Below are 17530 nucleotides of genomic sequence, written 5' to 3' on the forward strand. Positions count from 1 at the left end.
GCTACATTTAAGCCGTTACATTAATATTAATAGGGTGGGAATAAAAATGAACAAACCTAAAATTGGGATGATTGGACTTGGAAGTATTGCGCAAAAGGCCTATCTTCCAACACTTACAAAAGAAACAGATTGGAATTTTGTAGGGGCGTTTACACCTAACGAGGAGAAAAGAAAACAAGTTTGCCAGCAATACCGGATTCAAGACTTTCATTCTATTGAAATGTTAGCTTCGGAATGCGATGCAATCTTCGTGCATAGTTCAACTGCATCACATTATGAAATCGTTTCTGAACTTCTGAAAAAAGGGATCGACGTTTATGTTGATAAGCCGCTAGCAGCTACAGTGGAACAAGCTGAGCAACTAGTCGAGTTGAGCGAGAAGTATAACCGAAAATTAATGGTCGGATTTAATCGCAGATTCGTTCCTATGTATGTCGCTGCCAAAGAACAGGCTAATGATATTTCATGGATTCGAATTGAAAAGCATCGTACAAATAAAGTCGGGCCATATACGTACGACTTCACTATGTTAGATGATTATTTACACATTGTAGATACTGCTCGCTGGTTAGCTAATGATGACCTTAACGCCGTCCACAATATGATGCAAATCAATGAAAAGAATGAACTTCTTTACGGACATCATACATATACAACTCCAAGTGGACTGTTACTTTCTACTGCAATGCATCGCCATGCCGGTACAAATTTAGAACAAATTGAACTTGTAACGCCAGGGAAAATCATTCGCGTAAAAAATATGAATACATTTGAAATTGAACAGGAAAACTCAGTTTCACAAAGTGGTTCCCCATCATGGGATACGACGTTAAAACAACGTGGTTTTGAAGATGCTGTTCATCATTTTATTGAGTGTGTACAAGGCGATACAAAGCCTGTTGTAGATGGATTAGAAGGATTAAAAACGCAGCAAATGCTACAATCTTTACTAGATGATGTAAACAAAAATTAAAACGGATACATTTTTCAGAATTTACTTTCATTCCCATTTCCTCTTTATTTCTCTCGTAAATTTCTATAGAATATGTTGATAGGAATTATAAATTTCATAATGAATCGTGGAAAGGATGGGATTAACACATGTGGAACGAGTTTAAAAAATTCGCATTCAAAGGTAATGTAATCGATTTAGCTGTCGGGGTTGTAATCGGTGCTGCATTTGGTAAAATCGTTAGTTCTTTAGTAAAAGATATCATCACACCATTACTTGGTATGGTATTAGGTGGCGTTGACTTTACAGATTTAAAAATTACATTCGGTAAATCATCTATTATGTATGGTAACTTCATCCAAACTATTTTTGATTTCTTAATTATTGCAGCTGCTATCTTTATGTTTGTTAAAGTTTTCAACAAACTAACATCTAAAAGAGAAGAAGAAAAAGAGGAAGAACTTCCAGAACCAACAAAAGAAGAAGAACTTCTTGGCGAAATTCGCGACTTACTAAAACAGCAAAACTCTTCTAAAGATAGAGCATAATTGAACGGATAAAAAGGCATGTCCCTCGGGACATGCCTTTTCTATATGCTATAACGTTTCCGAATTCATATGAATAAATAAAATAATACCAGCAACCATAAGTACCATAATGCTACCTGCAAATAGTGTAATACCAATAAACATTAAACTTGTGCTCATATCTACTGATACACTTTCAATAAAAATAGAAATTACATACGTGATAAGGGCAATTCCTGCAAGAATACTTCCTGGAACAAATCGCTTTAAGCCATTTTGTTTTAACGTCATATATGCAAAAATAGCAGTCATACAAAGCGTAATTATCCAAAGAACGATCATCTCTTCTCCCCCCTCACAAGCCTTTTCTTTCTATTATACATGACATTGCCCTATAATAGGTAAATTTGCACTTATGTGACATATAACAAGGAATCATACAATTTATAGAGAAATCTTCTAAATAAGCTATAAACTAGGGAGAATTTCAATTGGAAGATGATATTGTAGGATATTTTAAACAAGTAGAGCGATTCGATTAAATTACAATTGACTTAGACAAAGATGAAACCATTATTACTGGCCATGTGAAACAATATAATCCTTCTAGATTAGAACAGTTAATACAAAGTTTTAAAACGCACTGCCCAAACATGCCTTGAACATAATTTACGAAGCGCTGAAGAACTTTTTGCATTTTGGAAAAGAAATTGACCGCTGGGAAAATATGGATATTTTTCATATAAATTGATATAATTACCATATACAAATATTCTTTGTAAGGGAGTGTTCATAATGATTTGGATTTCACTAATCGTATTAGCTTATTTCATCATTCTCGTCCCAATACAGTACAACTACATTAAAATGCTCAAAGAAAAACAGAAAAAAATGAATGTCTCACAAAACGAACTATATGACAACATGTCTTATGAAGAATCCCAAGTGCATTACCATTATCAAAGTAACGTATTTACAATACCTGCTTCGCTTGTCGCAAGTATTATTTATAAAGTGAAACATGCAGCATAATGTGTACGCTGTAAAATTATTGTTTGAGTCTGTTCATGCTGGTGAGCCTGATCCTACGAAAATTGATGAGCATTATGAAGAGAATCACGATACACTTTTTGAAGAAAGTATTATTCTTGTTAAAGCAAACAGTTTAGAAGAAGCTCATGAACTAGGTGAAAATATAGCTATACAATCGGAGCACACATACGATAATATGTATGATGAGCAAATCACATGGACGTTCCGAAAAGTGTTACATGTGTTTGAATTAGACGATACGCCATTTGAAACTGGAAAAGAATTGTACGCAAGATTTTTACACGTTAAGAAAAATGAAACTGTAGATACAGTAATTGAAAAATATTATCCTGAATATGAATAAAAGCTCACAGCAATCGCTGTGAGCTTTTTTATACTTACTTCGTTGAATCTCTAAATTGGATACGGTGAGGTAAGATAACAGTGTGATCTTCTACCTTTTCTTTGTTCATATACTTTGTTAATAGACGCATTGCTACTGCACCGATATCATACATCGGTTGTACAACTGTTGAAAGTTGCGGACGAACCATTAATGCAAGGCGTGTATTATCGAAACCAAGTACTTCTACGTCAGTTGGTACGTTTAATCCAGCGTCTTGTGCTGCGTGGATTACACCTAGTGCCATTTCATCAGACGATACGAAGATTGCTGTTGGCTTTTCATCATTGCTCCAAAGCTTTTCGAATGCTTCGATACCTGAGTCATATGTGTAATCTCCATCGATTACAAGATTTTCATCATATGAAATACCTTCTTCTTCTAAAGCTTTTTTATAACCTTGTAACTTTTTCGCGCTTCCCGCTTTATCAATGAATGGACCAGAGACGAAACCGATACGCTTATGTCCTTGCTCAATAAAGTGCTTCATTGCATCGTAAGCTGCTTGTGTATAATCAATATTTACTGATGGCGTTTCATTTTGCTCATCGAATGACGCTGCTAATACAATTGGTACTGGAGATTTTTTAAATTCTTCAATGTGAATGTCTGTAATATCTTCACCCATGAAAACAATTCCGTCCACTTGCTTTCCAAGCATCGTATTTAATAAATGGAACTCTTTCTCTTTGTTTTGGTCAGAGTTACTTAAAATGATGTTATATTTGTACATTGTTGCGATATCTTCAATTCCACGTGCAAGTTCTGCATAAAACGTATTTGAGATATCAGGAATAATAACACCTACTGTAGTTGTCTTCTTACTTGCTAGTCCACGTGCTACCGCATTTGGGCGGTACCCTAAACGATCAATTGCTTCTAATACTTTCTTTCTTGTTGTAGGCTTTACATTTGGGTTACCGTTCACAACGCGTGATACGGTAGCCATTGAAACGTTCGCTTCGCGCGCTACATCATAGATTGTTACGTTCATCTCATCGCACACTCCTTCTATTTTTGTTATCTATTTTTATGTATCGGTTACTTGAATGAAAAAAAGACATCAACTCTATTTGCAGATGCCACCAATCGTCCCGAGTTCTTCCTTTTACTAATGATACGATAAAAACGCAGGCTCATACAATATTTTCCCGCAAAAGTTTCGAAAAAATTCGCTTCTTTTCTCGTATTTTCGTATTTTTTATGAAAAAAGAGCATTTTTTGTAAAAAAATAGATGTTTCCTAAGTAGAAATCTTATTTTAAGCAGTACGATAGTAAATGAAATTTATATCGACGATTTTTCGAATATATGAACCGTAACTCGAAATATATCAGCGATTTTCCAAATATATCTACCACAACTCTAATTATATCAGCGATTTTTTAAATATATCAACTTACCAACAAAAATCGACAATGACAGTCTCTATACAGATGCCCCAAAACGCCTTATTGGAACAGCTCATTAAAAGCTTTTATAATTTACTTCCAAATGATTTTAATTCATTCATAAAATCATTGAACTGCGGAATATTCATTTGCTGCGCCTCATCTGATAAAGCTACAGCGGGATTTGGATGTACTTCAGCCATAATTGCGTCTGCACCAATTGCCATCGCTGCTTTTGCAGTTGATAAGAGAAGGTCACGTCGCCCTGTAGAATGCGTTACATCGACAACAACAGGTAAATGTGTTCCTTTCTTTAAAATCGGTACAGCGGAAATATCAAGCGTCTTACGCGTCACTCTTTCATACGTGCGAATACCTCGTTCACATAAAATAATGTTCCCATTTCCCTTTGCCATAATATATTCTGCCGCATTAATGAATTCTTCAATCGTTGCTGATAGACCACGTTTTAATAATACTGGTTTATTTACAGCACCAGCTGCCCTTAGCAAATCAAAGTTTTGCATATTGTGAGTGCCAATTTGAATAACATCAACGTAATCTAATGACATCTCAATATCATTTGGATTTAAAATTTCACTAATAACAGCCAAATCATATTTATCTGCTACTTGGCGTAAAATTTGTAATCCTGCTAATCCAAGACCTTGAAAATCATACGGTGAAGTATGTGGCTTGAAAGCACCACCACGCATTAATTTCAACAATCGTATCTTCTATTTTTTCTTACAAGACACAAGTAGTGCTTTACGATGATCCTCTTCTTGTAACTCTAAACCAACTTGAAAAATTTGTTTGAAAATATATTGTAAAGTCGAAGTTTCAAATGGACCATTATTATTCTCTACAATTAAATCCAGCATATTTCTTTCACGTACAGGATCAAAACGTTTCACACCTTATACTTCTTTTAAAGTACCAACTTCTTGTACGAGACGACCTCTTTCGTTTAATAACTCTAATATTTGTAAATTAAGTTAATCAATTTCAGAACGTAAATGACCTAATTGTTGTGATGCCATAAAAAAGCCACATTTTTCAAATTCCTATATATTACTTTTTTAAGATAACTTATTATAGTTGATACATATACGATTGTCACACGATATACAGCAATGAATTATCATCAAAAAACATTGTATATTTTCATTTAAAATAAAAAAAAAGACAGTTTACATACTGTCTTTTTTACAAGAAGGAAACAAACGGTTTATCACTGTTTTTCTCTTTTATAATAACGGCCTCAATTTTACTCTCGGACTTGATCTGTAATTGTACTTTCGCATCTTTAGGCAATTTGTCCAACATACCTTGCGCAGCCAATTGGGTAAGAGCCATTAATTCTGTTTTACCGTTATATTTAATAACAATATTCATATTTAATGTATCCATTTGATCTTTCTTATAAGAAACTTTTGCGTTGACTGGAATAAAATCTCCAGTAGAAAAACCTTTTATTTCCTTAGCAAAGTTAGTTATTTTTGTATTATCTTCTCCATGTGCTTGTGTAAATTCATCAGAAGGATATGAATACGACTTTTCATCAATTGTACTCCAATTTCCAAGGTTCGTATCATTCTTTTGAACAGTAGCACTAGCAATATACGTACCATTTTTTAAAGAACTTGTACTTTCTTGCTTAAAGATAGCAAACGTAATTGGAGATTTGTTATATTTATCATTTTTGTTAATAGCTTCAATAAGTTGTTTAGCAACTTCAGACCCTTTAGACATAGCTTCTTCATTCGATACACTTGAAGACATAGCTAAGCCAATCATAACACCAGATAAACTTAATTCATTTGAATTCTGTTTTCCGAAATAGTCTTGTTCTATAATATTCGTCAAAACTGGCGCTTCTACTTTCGCAACTAGTTCATCAACTAGTTTCTCTGGAATATACTGATTTAATTGCAGTACGTGGCTCTCTGTATCAAATTGCTGCGTTGCAATATTTATTAAACCATTTTCATACTCTGCTAAATCTAATTTAGAATTTGTTTTTATATTAGCTGTATTAATAACCTTTTGTTCTTTTAAAGGAATAACAGTTCTATAATAATCTTTAGAAACAGCAGTTCTCGGAATCATACTTTTTTCTTTTGTATCTTTTTGTATAACTTCATCCTTCTTACTAATCGTATTACTATTGTTACTACAAGCTCCCAGTAATAAACTTACGACTGCGAAGGATAATGCCATTTTCTTCATTACTTAAAACCTACTTTCAACAATCTAGTTATTTAGTTTGAACTATTAATAGTGTACCATTAAATATATTTCAACAAAAACAAAAAAAAGAAGCAAGCACCTTTAGCTTGCTTCTTTTTACTTTATATTCTCTTCTAAAGCATCTTTTTTAATATTCCAATGAGATGTATTCCATACTACCATACCATCTTTTATGTATAATACTTGCGGTGATTCATGTCTAATACTGTATTGTTCTGCAACACGATTTGACACATCTCTTGCATCTTGTACGTATAAGTAATACGCTGGCACTTCTCTTTCTTCACTGCAATACGCTTGAAATTCTGTGTATGCACCGTGACTAATCGGGCATGTCGTACTATGTTTAAAAAGAACATACGGCTCATTCTTTTCTACTAAGACTTCAAGCTCTTCAATTGTTTCAAGCTTTGTCATATTCATCACGATTCACCTCTCATACGAAATCTAGAGCGCTTCTCTTTCTTTTCAGCGTTTTTCTCAATTCTTTCTAATTTACGCTCTTCTTTTTCAACCTTCTTCTCTTGTCTCGACGCACGGTAATGATTGTATACTTCAATCGCCGCACTGCTCCACTGTACAACTTGCGCTACTTTATCAGCGTTATTTTCAATTTCGTCCGTTACAGAGTCTGATACATTACGAAGCTTCGTATTTAAAGATTGGATTGTCGTTCCAATCCCATCTACACCCGCTACCACTTTATTTAATGACTGTGACTTCTGTTGAATATCATCAGCTAACGCATTCGTTTTATGTAATAATTGCTCTGTCTCTACGCTAATTCCTTGCATTTGTTTTTCTAAACCTTCTAACGTGCTTGCAACGTTTTCTAACGTCTTCTGAACCGATAACAACGTTCTGCATACATACACTACTAATACTGCGAAAGCAACCGCGATAATAGCCGCACTTACATATAAAAGAACTTGCATTTCATCACTTCCTTTATCTTTTTCATACTTTCCCCTATTATACAATCATTTTCCGTTTCATTCTAATCCCTATCTCATCATTAGAATTTTCATACTTATTCGTTAACTGTAACATAAATCATTCAACAAATTCCACTAAGTAGGTTACAATAGGAGAGGATACATAATTAGTAGGGAGGCTTTACATATGAAAGATCCACGTATTGAAAAGTTAGCATACAATTTAATTAACTACTCTATCCGCTTACAAAAAGGTGAAAAAGTATTAATTGAAAACTTTGGCTTACAAAAAGAACTTGTAACTGCACTTGTAAAAGAAGCATATGCAGCTGGTGGTTTCCCATTCGTCTCTTTAAAAGATCATCAAGTAGATCGCTCTTTATTAATGGGTGCTACTGAAGAACATTTCGAACAAATCGCTGCATATGAAGCAAGCGTAATGAAAGACATGGACGCTTATATCGGTCTTCGCTCTGGCGATAATATTAATGAACAAGCTGACGTTCCAAGTGAGCGTATGAAAGTTCATGGCCAAACAGTTGGCAAAAAAGTTCATAGAGACATTCGCGTTCCAAAAACACGCTGGGTTGTTCTTCGCTATCCAAATGCTTCTATGGCACAGCTTGCTAAAATGAGTACAGAAGCTTTCGAAGACTTCTACTTTGAAGTATGTAACTTAGACTACGGTAAAATGGATAAGGCGATGGATAGCCTTGTTACATTAATGAATAAAACAGATAAAGTTCGTTTAACTGGTCCTGGAACTGACTTAACATTCTCTATTAAAGACATTCCAGCAATTAAATGCTCAGGTCATTTAAACATTCCAGATGGTGAAGTATACTCTGCACCAGTTCGTGACTCTGTTAACGGTACAGTTTCTTACAACACACCATCTCCTTACAACGGTTATACATTTGAAAATGTACAACTTAAGTTCGAGAACGGCCAAATCGTTGAAGCAACTGCAAACGATTCAGAACGCATTAACAAAATCTTCGATACAGACGAAGGCGCACGCTACGTTGGTGAATTCGCAATTGGCGTAAACCCATACATCTTACATCCAATGGGAGACATCCTATTCGATGAAAAAATCGATGGCAGCTTCCACTTCACTCCTGGACAAGCTTACGACGATGCATGGAATGGTAACAACTCAAACATCCATTGGGACTTAGTATGCATCCAACGCCCTGAATACGGCGGCGGTGAAATTTACTTCGACGACGTACTAATCCGTAAAGACGGACGCTTCGTTGTACCTGAACTAGAAGCTTTAAACCCAGAGAACTTAAAATAATAAAAAACGCTCGGAATTATATCCGAGCGTTTTTTATTATCCTCACCCTATATCGATCTACTGTTCTTACTTTTTGTTTGCTGAAAATGAAAATAATATAAAAGCGCCACTGCGATAGTACCTATTAATATTGGTTCATATAAGGGCAGATCCCATTTCATATATACTCTAGTGCAAATAGCAAACACAAGCAAAATTTCCAAACAAAACAAAGGTTTTACATATTTCATTTCTTACCTACCATTTCTATTTTCACATGCGGATTTTCTTTCTCGATAAGCGCCAAAAATTCATTCATATTTTGCGGCATCGCAATTATATGTACTTTATATGCATTCGTCGTAATTTCAAGCGATTTCCTAACTTGACGAATTATTCTTATCTCTTTCAATACAATATCGTCATTTAAAACACCGTACTTTAATACGCCATTTTCTACTTTATGTTTTTTAATAAATACTTCCCAAACAAGTGGTACATTTACAATGAAGCATAAACCCATCCCAATCAACGCCGATATCCAATGCGCTTTATTAGTGAAAAGCATGACAATTGGATATATACACATAAAAGCTAACGTAAGACAAACAAAAATGACTACTGACTTACTTCTTTGAATTGGAAAGTTCATACCTACACCCCCTAATCCAAATTATACCACTATTTCCATTTTAGTTCATAGAAAAAGGCCATTTCTAAATGACCTTTTACACAATGTACCTATAAAATTTCTTATCTACCTGTAACACTGGAAAATTTTTCGGCAACTGATCTATACTCACACTTTGAAAACCATTCTTTTCATAAAAACGATGTGCCGCTAAAAATTTTACTGTTGTTCCTAAGTAAATATCTTTCAATTTTTTATCCTCAGCCCATGAAATTGCTGTTTGAAGCAACATATGTGATGCGCCCCATTCTTTTCCACGAAACTCTTTTTGTACGAACATTTTTCTTAGCGCTACTTGATGATTCTCAATATCTAATAAAGCTACTGTTCCAACTACTTTACCATCATAAATTGCTACCCAAAAGTTTCCGTGATCCTTTTGATAGAATGTTTCTATTTCAAGTAAATCAGGTTGCTCTTCTTTCGTAATGGGAACATTATACTCTTTTTGCTGAATATGAACGATAAGATCTACTACTTCCTCTTGAAACGTACTTTCATACGGAACAATACGAATTTTCTCGTTCATCGAATTTCTTTCCACTCTGAAGCTAATAAACTATATACAGCGACATCATGGAAATGATCATATAACCATTCTTCATCTCGTAAAATACCATCTAACTTAAACCCTAAACGCTCTGGAATAGCGCGACTTTTCACATTTTCAACACCGCATCGGATTTCCATTTTATTTAATTTTAAATACTCAAATGCATATTGAAGCACAGCCTTCACGCTACGCGTCATAACGCCTTTTCCTCCAGTATCTTCTGCAAGGTAATACCCAAGACTCGCGGCTTTCTTCCCCCAGCTCACTGGATGAATACCTACCATCCCAACGAGCTTTCCTTTGTAACGTATACCACTTTCAAAACCGTCTCCCTCTGCAAATTTCTTTAACCACATCGGAAAAATCTCATCATAAGCATCAGCAGATTTTGTCCCATCTACCCAAGGGAGCCATTTTCGTAAATGATTACGGTTTTGATCTAATAATTGATATAATTCCTCTTTATGATGTTTTTCTAGTAATTGTAGTTCGATTTCGTCATCTACTCGGAGTGTGAACATGCTTTTTAGTCCCCTTTTTAGTTTTCTTATTATTCTAACATTTTTAGGTGTAAAAAGTTAAATATTAACACTTTCTTTTGATTTTCTTTGTATAAAACCAGAAGAATACGATACTCCCGTAATAACTAATATCATTCCTACAGATTGTGCAGATGTTATATTGAATCCTTCAATAAAAGAAATAAGTATTGTAACAACAGGCACTAGATTAAAAAATAATGATGTCCTTGCTGCACCAATTTGAGCAATTCCATTATTCCACCATAAGTAACCAAGCACACTCATTCCAATTGCCATAAAGAGAATTGCTCCCCATGCCAACAAAGGAATTTCTAAAACTGGTACTATACTTTTTTGTGTAGAAGATATGATAATAAAGGCAAGTGCACCAATAGTCATCGTATATGTCGTCGTTTGTATTGAATTACCAGTTTTAATAAACCGTCTGCCTAGCACGCCGTATAACGCCCAGCAAATATTCCCTAATAAAATATAAAAATCCCCTTTTGAAAATGATAAATGTTGTAGTATTGTAAACGAACCTTGTGTAAGTACAAAAACAACGCCAATTAGTGCAAGTAACATTCCAATAGCTTGGCGCTTCACAATTTTCTCTCGTAAAATGACACTTGCTAACAGCGTCGTAACGAGAGGATTTGTCGCCATAATAAGTGCACCATTAACAGCTTCTGTATATTTCATTCCTAAAAAGAAAAAAAAGTTAAAGCCGAATACACCAACAATACCTAGCAAAAGATAATAGGTCCTATTCTGCATCCATACTTTCAAATCAAAATCTTTTCGTATTTTTAACAAACATAACATCACAAATGCAGCAATCCCAAAACGCCATGCTGCTATATGAATTACGTCGAAATACTGCACCGCATATTTCGACGCATTAAATGTCCCACCAGTAAATATCGCAAAACCTAATAACTGCGTATATACTTTATTTTTCATTGCCGGCCTCCAAGTCCTTTTCTTCTAGAAAACCGTAATAAATTTCTAACTTCTCCTCCGTTAGCTGAACAACTTTTTGCAATTGTTCCTGCTGTTCTTTTAATCGCTCCAAGTGCGTTGTTAAAATGGAAATTCTCTTTTTTACTTTCGCTGGTACTTCCTCTTTCTTCTGCCTAATTTCCTCTATAATGCACCCATCACTTGCAAACTCAGCCATCTCTTCTAATGACATCCCAGTTTGTTTTAATGAATATAAAAATTTTAATAAACGTACATCGCCTTCTGTATATTGACGAATACCACTATATCGCGTTGGTGGTGGTAATAAACCTAATTTCTCATAGTAGCGCAAAGTGTGAATGCCCATCCCTGTTAATTCTGCTACTTCACCGATTTTATACATGTTCTCTCCCCCTTGTTTTTACATTTTCATCTTACAACCTAGAGTTAGCTCTAGGTCAATACATAAATAAAAGTTGAACACAACAAAAAAGACGCACAGCCACCGCTATGCGTCTTTTCTATTATTTCTCTGCAACTTGAACTTCTTTTACGTAAGCTGCTTCGAATTTTTGGATGTCACCTGCGCCCATGAAAATTAGAACGCCGTTTTTATGTTTCTTTAATACATCCGTTGTTGTATCTGTAATTAATTCTGCACCGTCAATACGCTTTTGCAGATCTTCGATTGTTAATTCACCTTTGTTTTCACGTGCTGATCCGAAAATATCACATAAGTATACTTGGTCAGCTTTGCTTAAGCTTTCTGCGAACTCATCTAAGAACTTTTCTGTACGTGAGAATGTATGTGGCTGGAATACAGCGACAACTTCACGCTCTGGATGTTTTTGACGAGCAGCTTCAATCGTTGCATTAATTTCTGTCGGATGGTGTGCGTAGTCATCGATGATTACTTGCTCTCCCATCGGCTTTTCATTAAAGCGACGTTTTACGCCTTCAAAAGTTGTTAATTGATGTTTTACTGCTTCTACATCAACGTTTTCATAATGACAAAGCGCGATTACTGCTAATGCATTTAATACGCTATGGTTGCCGTATCCTGTAATTTTGAACGTGTCATAGTACGTATTACGAACGAATACATCGAATATCGTGCCATCTGTTCTCTTTTGAATGTTACGTGCTTGGAAATCATTATCTTCTCCAAATCCATAGAAAATAACAGGTACTTTCGCTTGAATTTTTTGAAGTTCTTCATCATCTCCACATGCAATAATGCCTTTTTTCACTTGCAATGCCATCTCTTGGAATGCACTGAATACATCATTGATGTCTGCAAAATAATCTGGATGATCAAAATCAATATTCGTCATAATTGCATAGTCTGGATTGTAAGACAAGAAATGACGACGATACTCACAAGCTTCAAATACAAAATACTTACTATTTTCTACCCCATGCCCTGTTCCATCTCCAATAAGGTAAGATGTCGGGTGTGCACCTTGCATTACATGGGCTAACAAACCTGTTGTTGATGTTTTTCCGTGTGCACCAGTTACAGCAACACTTGTGTATTGGCTCATCAGGTCACCTAAGAAATGATGGTAACGATGGACTGGGATGTTTAATTCTTTTGCTGCTACGATTTCTTCATGCGTATCAGGAAATGCATTTCCTGCAATAATCACTTGTCCTTCTTCTACATTATTCTTATCAAAAGGAAGGATCGAGATACTACGCTTTTCCAACGCTGTTTGTGTAAAGAAACGCTTTTCATAATCAGACCCTTGAACAGTATGCTTCATATCATGAAGAATTTGCGCTAATGAACTCATTCCTGTTCCTTTAATTCCTACAAAATGGTAAACTGTCATCTTAAAGAACCTCCAACATTTCGAACTAATACAACGGCCTATCTATAAGACAGTATATGAATCTTTTCTTATTTTGGTAATCATCATACATTTTTGATGTAGTGAAGTTATTCTTTCCCTTCACTTATCAGGATAAACTCGTACGTACTTCTTTATATGTCCATAACAAGTCCATTATAGCAAAAAAGAAGCCGCTATACTATGATAACAGAAAAACTGATAGGGTCAATCACCTATCAGTTTTTCTCTCTTTTACATATCTTCTCTTTTTTCTAATTGAACACGCTCTAAACGTGGGTTTGGACGATATTTACGACCAGCTTTTGCTTCTGGTTTCCCATTTAATTCTACATTATCACCAGTAAAGCCAATATTCATTTTTAACAAGCTACTTCCTACCCCGTATATGTCAACAGGTACCTTTTGAGCTTCAAATTCACGAATACGTTTTTCATCAAATCCACCAGTTACAACGATGTCTACATGCTGGAATCCTTCTTCATCAAGCGCCTTGCGAAGTGCAAATACGAGCGATGGGTTTACACCACGTGGATCGAATGTTCCAAGTACTTCTGGGTGGCGAATAAAGTATTGATCAATCATTGTGCGAGACGTATCTACACGCACACCTTTTAATGTTGATCCAAACTCACGCGCTACACGAAGTGCATCTGTAATAACATCATTATTGTAATCAATTAGTACAACTAATTCATCTTCTGGGAATTTCTTATGATATGCTTTTGCCGCTTCTACAACATCACCATTAAACATTTGAATTAATGCGTGAGGCATTGTTCCCATACCACTTCTGCCCCACCATTCATTCATCGCATGCGTCGCTTGTGCGCTCATACCTCCGATGTATGCTGCATAACCGTCACCAGCTTGTTGTGTATAATGATCGTCACGATCTCCCATGAAAATAACTGGTTTTTCTTTATCTACACTACGTGCAGCTTGAACAACATTATATACGTTTGTTGCAACCGATGTACGACGAGCTAAAATCCCATCAATAACACCTTCTAAAAATCCGAAATTCTCATAAGGACCATGAATTGTTAACACTGTTTCAAATGGACTAATTTTATCGCCATCTTTTAAAGAGTTAATCTCAAGTTCCTCAGGATTTTTAGCGAATGTTTGTAGCAATGCAATTACTTCATCCGTTCCGCAAAGAACTGCATTTTCCTTTTGGAAAAATTGCATCGTTACAACACTTTTCGGGCGAAATTCTTCGATGATTTCTCTAGTCTTTAAAAAGTAAACGGCAGAGAACCAACCTTCTCCAACACGTTCGTCAAATTTAAATGTTTTATTTGTTAGTCTATTTATTTCACCTTTTAATTTTAATTCAATTTCTTTCATGTCGCTTTACTCCCTACTTTACTATCCAACATTTTCTCTTAGTATACAGCAAAACCGTTTACTATACATTTGTTTCCTGCATAGCGGCAAATTCATCCTCAGAAATAAGGACATCTCTCGGTTTCGTTCCTCTACCTTCAGAAATAATTCCTTGCGATTCCATCTCTTCAATGAGACGTGCCGCGCGATTATAACCGATGCGGAATTTTCGCTGTACAGAAGATGTGGACGCTCCCCCTTGTTCTACAACAAATTGACATGCATCAAAGAACAATTCATCTTCCGACTCAGCCTGTTCTGTTTTCGCTAATAAATCCTCTTGCTTAAATAAGTAATTCGGCTTCATTTGCTTTCTCACATGATCAACTGTTTTTTCAATCTCATCATCCGATACATAGACACCTTGTATACGAACTGGCTTAGATGTACCGTTCCCTAAAAATAACATATCACCACGGCCAAGTAATTTCTCCGCGCCCCCAATATCGATAATCGTACGTGAATCAACTTGAGATGATACAGTAAACGCAATACGCGTTGGAATATTTGACTTAATTAAACCTGTAATAACATCTACAGATGGACGCTGCGTCGCTACTAATAAATGAATACCACAAGCACGTGCTTTTTGCGCAATACGACAAATCGCTTCCTCAACATCACCCGGTGCTACCATCATTAAATCAGCTAACTCGTCAATGACAATAACGATATAAGGTAATGTCTCTCCTGGAATTTCTCGCTCACTTACAATCGTATTGTAGCGAGTTAAATCACGAGCACCTGCGTGTGCAAACAATTCATAACGGCGTTCCATTTCCTCAACTGCCCATTTTAATGCAGCTGTTGCTGCTTTTACATCCGTAATAACAGGTGCTACAAGATGCGGAACAGAATTGTATGGTGCAAGCTCAACCATCTTCGGATCAATTAACATTAACTTCACTTCATGTGGTTTCGCTTTATATAAAATACTCGTTAAAATTGCGTTAATACACACACTTTTACCTGAACCCGTTGCACCCGCAATAAGTCCGTGCGGCATTTTTCGAATATCCGTTACAATTGGATCCCCTGAAATATCAAGTCCAAGCGCAACAGTAAGCGGTGATTCACTCTTTGTGAATACAGGACTTCTTAAAATTTCACGAAGAAATACTGGCTTACTTTCTTTATTTGGAACTTCAATCCCAATCGCACTCTTCCCTGGAATCGGCGCTTCAATACGAATATCTTTCGCAGCTAAACTTAACTTAATATCATCACTTAAATTTGTAATTTTATTTACTTTCACGCCTGGGTCTGGTTGCACTTCAAAACGAGTTACTGCTGGTCCTTGCGATACATTAATAACATGTGCTCCAACATGGAAATTATTAAACGTTGTATCTAATAATTCTTTCTGCTCTTCTAACCATTCTGTATTATCTAGCGCTGTTTGCTGTGGAATTGACAACAACGCTAATGGCGGAACAGTATACGTCGGTGGTGTATGCAATACATTTCGCATATCGTTCTCTCTTTGATTTACAACATATGCCTTCTCTTTTGGTTCTGTACTTGAAATTGACTTTTGTACTTGCTCTACCACTACTTGTTGCATTGGTTGTTCTTCCACTTGTGGTTCTGCTACTACTTGCTGCACTGGGCTTTCTTCCACTTGTGATTCTACTACCACCTGCTGCATTGGTTGCTCTTCCACTTGTGGTTCTGCTACTACTTGCTGCATTGGTTGTTCTTCCACTTGTGGTTCTGCTACTACTTGCTGCACTGGGCTTTCTTCCACTTGTGATTCTACTACCACCTGCTGCATTGATTGCTCTTCCACTTGTGGTTCTGCTACTACTTGCTGCATTGGTTGTTCTTCTACTTGTGTCTTTGCTACTACTTGCTGCACTGGGCTTTCTTCCACTTGTGGTTCTGCTACTACTTGCTGCATTGGTTGTTCTTCCACTTGTGGTTCTGCTACTACTTGCTGCACTGGGCTTTCTTCCACTTGTGATTCTACTACCACCTGCTGCATTGGTTGTTCTTCCACTTGTGGTTCTGCTACCTCTTGTTGTACTGGCTTATTCTCTACTCGTACATTAGCAGAAGGCTGCATTGCATTTGCTCTAGCTGCATGTCTTTCCATTAATCGTGTTCTATCTTGTTTCAACATAACAACATTAAATGGTACATGACGCTTTTTCTCACGTTTTGGTTCTTCTTTTTTTACAACGGGTTGTTCTTCTGCGACCGGCACTTCTTCTTCAACTGATTGCTCTTCTACGACCGGTGCTTCTTCTACAACTCGTTTATTTTCTTCTGTTTCTGCAATTAAAACATTCGCAAAGCTTTGAACATCGTTCTTTGTCTGTTCATCAGCCTCAGCTACATGTATGAATTCACTGTTTTGTTCAATTACTTCATCTTCTTGCTGAATTTCCTCAAGTGCTACAAATGTCTCTACTACAGGCGCTTTTGTTTCTGCGATCACTTCTACTTCTTCTTGCTCTTCTGTTTCCGCAATTACTTCCACTTCTTCTTGCTCTTCTGTTTCCGCAATCACTTCCACTTCTTCTTGCTCTTCTGTTTCTGTAATTACTTCTACTTCTACTTCTACTTCTACTTCTTCTGACTCTTCCGCTTCTGCAATCACTTCCACTTCTTCTGACTCTTCTGCTTCTGCAATTACTTCTACTTCTTCTTGCTCTTCTGCTTCTGCAATCACTTCTACTTCTTCTGACTCTTCCGCTTCTGCAATCACTTCCACTTCTTCTGACTCTTCTGCTTCTGCAATTACTTCTACTTCTTCTTGCTCTTCTGCTTCTGCAATCACT

19 protein-coding genes and 1 pseudogene are annotated in these 17530 nt (G+C 36.1%); 5 read left to right on the top strand and 15 right to left on the bottom strand.

Annotation, left to right across the window (positions count from 1 at the left end; translation table 11 throughout):
- Window positions 1-46 precede the first annotated feature (46 nt).
- A complete protein-coding gene (locus ACS2FK_RS28755; RefSeq protein WP_063548786.1) occupies window positions 47-973 on the top strand; it encodes a Gfo/Idh/MocA family protein in 927 nt (308 codons plus the stop codon).
- Between the two features lie 128 nt (window positions 974-1101).
- Window positions 1102-1500: a large-conductance mechanosensitive channel protein MscL gene (gene mscL / locus ACS2FK_RS28760; protein WP_000267003.1), complete on the top strand. Its 399-nt coding sequence runs from the start codon at window positions 1102-1104 to the stop codon at window positions 1498-1500.
- Between the two features lie 48 nt (window positions 1501-1548).
- On the opposite strand, the gene ACS2FK_RS28765 is transcribed toward mscL, so the two are convergent.
- Window positions 1549-1821 (bottom strand): DUF3917 domain-containing protein, encoded by a 273-nt coding sequence (locus ACS2FK_RS28765; RefSeq protein ID WP_000636589.1) that lies wholly within the window; start codon window positions 1819-1821, stop codon window positions 1549-1551.
- 453 nt (window positions 1822-2274) lie between these two features.
- Between ACS2FK_RS28765 and ACS2FK_RS28770 the strand changes: the two genes are divergently transcribed.
- Both ACS2FK_RS28770 and ACS2FK_RS28775 read left to right on the top strand, forming a co-directional pair.
- The gene (locus ACS2FK_RS28770; RefSeq protein WP_000637899.1) at window positions 2275-2511 is read left to right on the top strand and encodes a DUF3949 domain-containing protein; all 237 of its coding nucleotides are present in this window, start codon (window positions 2275-2277) and stop codon (window positions 2509-2511) included.
- Window position 2512: 1 nt separating this feature from the next.
- On the top strand, window positions 2513-2875 hold the full coding sequence (locus ACS2FK_RS28775) for a DUF4288 domain-containing protein (protein ID WP_003271799.1): 363 nt from the start codon (window positions 2513-2515) through the stop codon (window positions 2873-2875).
- Between the two features lie 34 nt (window positions 2876-2909).
- On the opposite strand, the gene ccpA is transcribed toward ACS2FK_RS28775, so the two are convergent.
- From ccpA to ACS2FK_RS28800, 5 genes and pseudogenes are all read right to left on the bottom strand, one after another.
- Complete coding sequence (gene ccpA, locus ACS2FK_RS28780; protein WP_001103303.1) at window positions 2910-3908, bottom strand: catabolite control protein A; 999 nt, start codon at window positions 3906-3908, stop codon at window positions 2910-2912.
- 482 nt (window positions 3909-4390) lie between these two features.
- Window positions 4391-5290: pseudogene (locus ACS2FK_RS28785) on the bottom strand (bifunctional 3-deoxy-7-phosphoheptulonate synthase/chorismate mutase).
- 223 nt (window positions 5291-5513) lie between these two features.
- Window positions 5514-6536 carry a CamS family sex pheromone protein gene (locus ACS2FK_RS28790; protein ID WP_000738029.1) on the bottom strand — a complete coding sequence of 341 codons (1023 nt, stop codon included), beginning with the start codon at window positions 6534-6536 and terminating at the stop codon, window positions 5514-5516.
- A 117-nt stretch (window positions 6537-6653) separates the two neighbouring features.
- Window positions 6654-6980, bottom strand: a complete 327-nt coding sequence (gene ytxJ, locus ACS2FK_RS28795; RefSeq protein WP_001057469.1) for a bacillithiol system redox-active protein YtxJ — start codon at window positions 6978-6980, stop codon at window positions 6654-6656.
- A complete protein-coding gene (locus ACS2FK_RS28800) occupies window positions 6980-7492 on the bottom strand; it encodes a DUF948 domain-containing protein (RefSeq protein WP_001197721.1) in 513 nt (170 codons plus the stop codon). The genes ytxJ and ACS2FK_RS28800 overlap by 1 nt, the downstream gene beginning before the upstream one ends.
- Before the next feature lie 187 nt (window positions 7493-7679).
- On the opposite strand from ACS2FK_RS28800, the gene ACS2FK_RS28805 reads away from it, so the two are divergent.
- Window positions 7680-8795, top strand: a complete 1116-nt coding sequence (locus ACS2FK_RS28805; protein WP_000654729.1) for an aminopeptidase — start codon at window positions 7680-7682, stop codon at window positions 8793-8795.
- A gap of 47 nt (window positions 8796-8842) precedes the next feature.
- On the opposite strand, the gene ACS2FK_RS28810 is transcribed toward ACS2FK_RS28805, so the two are convergent.
- The 9 genes from ACS2FK_RS28810 to ACS2FK_RS28850 form a co-directional block, all read right to left on the bottom strand.
- Window positions 8843-9025 (bottom strand): hypothetical protein, encoded by a 183-nt coding sequence (locus tag ACS2FK_RS28810; RefSeq protein ID WP_023523191.1) that lies wholly within the window; start codon window positions 9023-9025, stop codon window positions 8843-8845.
- Complete coding sequence (locus ACS2FK_RS28815) at window positions 9022-9426, bottom strand: PH domain-containing protein (protein WP_063548790.1); 405 nt, start codon at window positions 9424-9426, stop codon at window positions 9022-9024. Before ACS2FK_RS28815 ends, ACS2FK_RS28810 begins: the two co-directional genes overlap by 4 nt.
- 76 nt (window positions 9427-9502) lie before the next feature.
- Complete coding sequence (locus ACS2FK_RS28820) at window positions 9503-9994, bottom strand: GNAT family N-acetyltransferase (protein WP_001003161.1); 492 nt, start codon at window positions 9992-9994, stop codon at window positions 9503-9505.
- The gene (locus ACS2FK_RS28825) at window positions 9991-10539 is read right to left on the bottom strand and encodes a GNAT family N-acetyltransferase (RefSeq protein WP_000494680.1); all 549 of its coding nucleotides are present in this window, start codon (window positions 10537-10539) and stop codon (window positions 9991-9993) included. Before ACS2FK_RS28825 ends, ACS2FK_RS28820 begins: the two co-directional genes overlap by 4 nt.
- A gap of 57 nt (window positions 10540-10596) precedes the next feature.
- On the bottom strand, window positions 10597-11502 hold the full coding sequence (locus ACS2FK_RS28830; RefSeq protein ID WP_063548792.1) for a DMT family transporter: 906 nt from the start codon (window positions 11500-11502) through the stop codon (window positions 10597-10599).
- Window positions 11492-11905: a MerR family transcriptional regulator gene (locus ACS2FK_RS28835; RefSeq protein WP_000276605.1), complete on the bottom strand. Its 414-nt coding sequence runs from the start codon at window positions 11903-11905 to the stop codon at window positions 11492-11494. The genes ACS2FK_RS28830 and ACS2FK_RS28835 overlap by 11 nt, the downstream gene beginning before the upstream one ends.
- Before the next feature lie 121 nt (window positions 11906-12026).
- Window positions 12027-13337: a UDP-N-acetylmuramate--L-alanine ligase gene (gene murC, locus ACS2FK_RS28840; protein WP_000219469.1), complete on the bottom strand. Its 1311-nt coding sequence runs from the start codon at window positions 13335-13337 to the stop codon at window positions 12027-12029.
- A gap of 252 nt (window positions 13338-13589) precedes the next feature.
- Window positions 13590-14708, bottom strand: coding sequence for a nicotinate phosphoribosyltransferase (locus ACS2FK_RS28845; RefSeq protein WP_000658372.1), 1119 nt, complete (start codon window positions 14706-14708; stop codon window positions 13590-13592).
- Window positions 14709-14769: 61 nt separating this feature from the next.
- Window positions 14770-17530 (bottom strand): DNA translocase FtsK (locus tag ACS2FK_RS28850; RefSeq protein ID WP_438899934.1); only part of this gene is annotated, 2761 nt, incomplete at its 5' end.

This window comes from Bacillus cereus group sp. BceL220 (assembly GCF_051776965.1).
Classification (GTDB): Bacteria; Bacillota; Bacilli; order Bacillales; family Bacillaceae_G; genus Bacillus_A; species Bacillus_A cereus.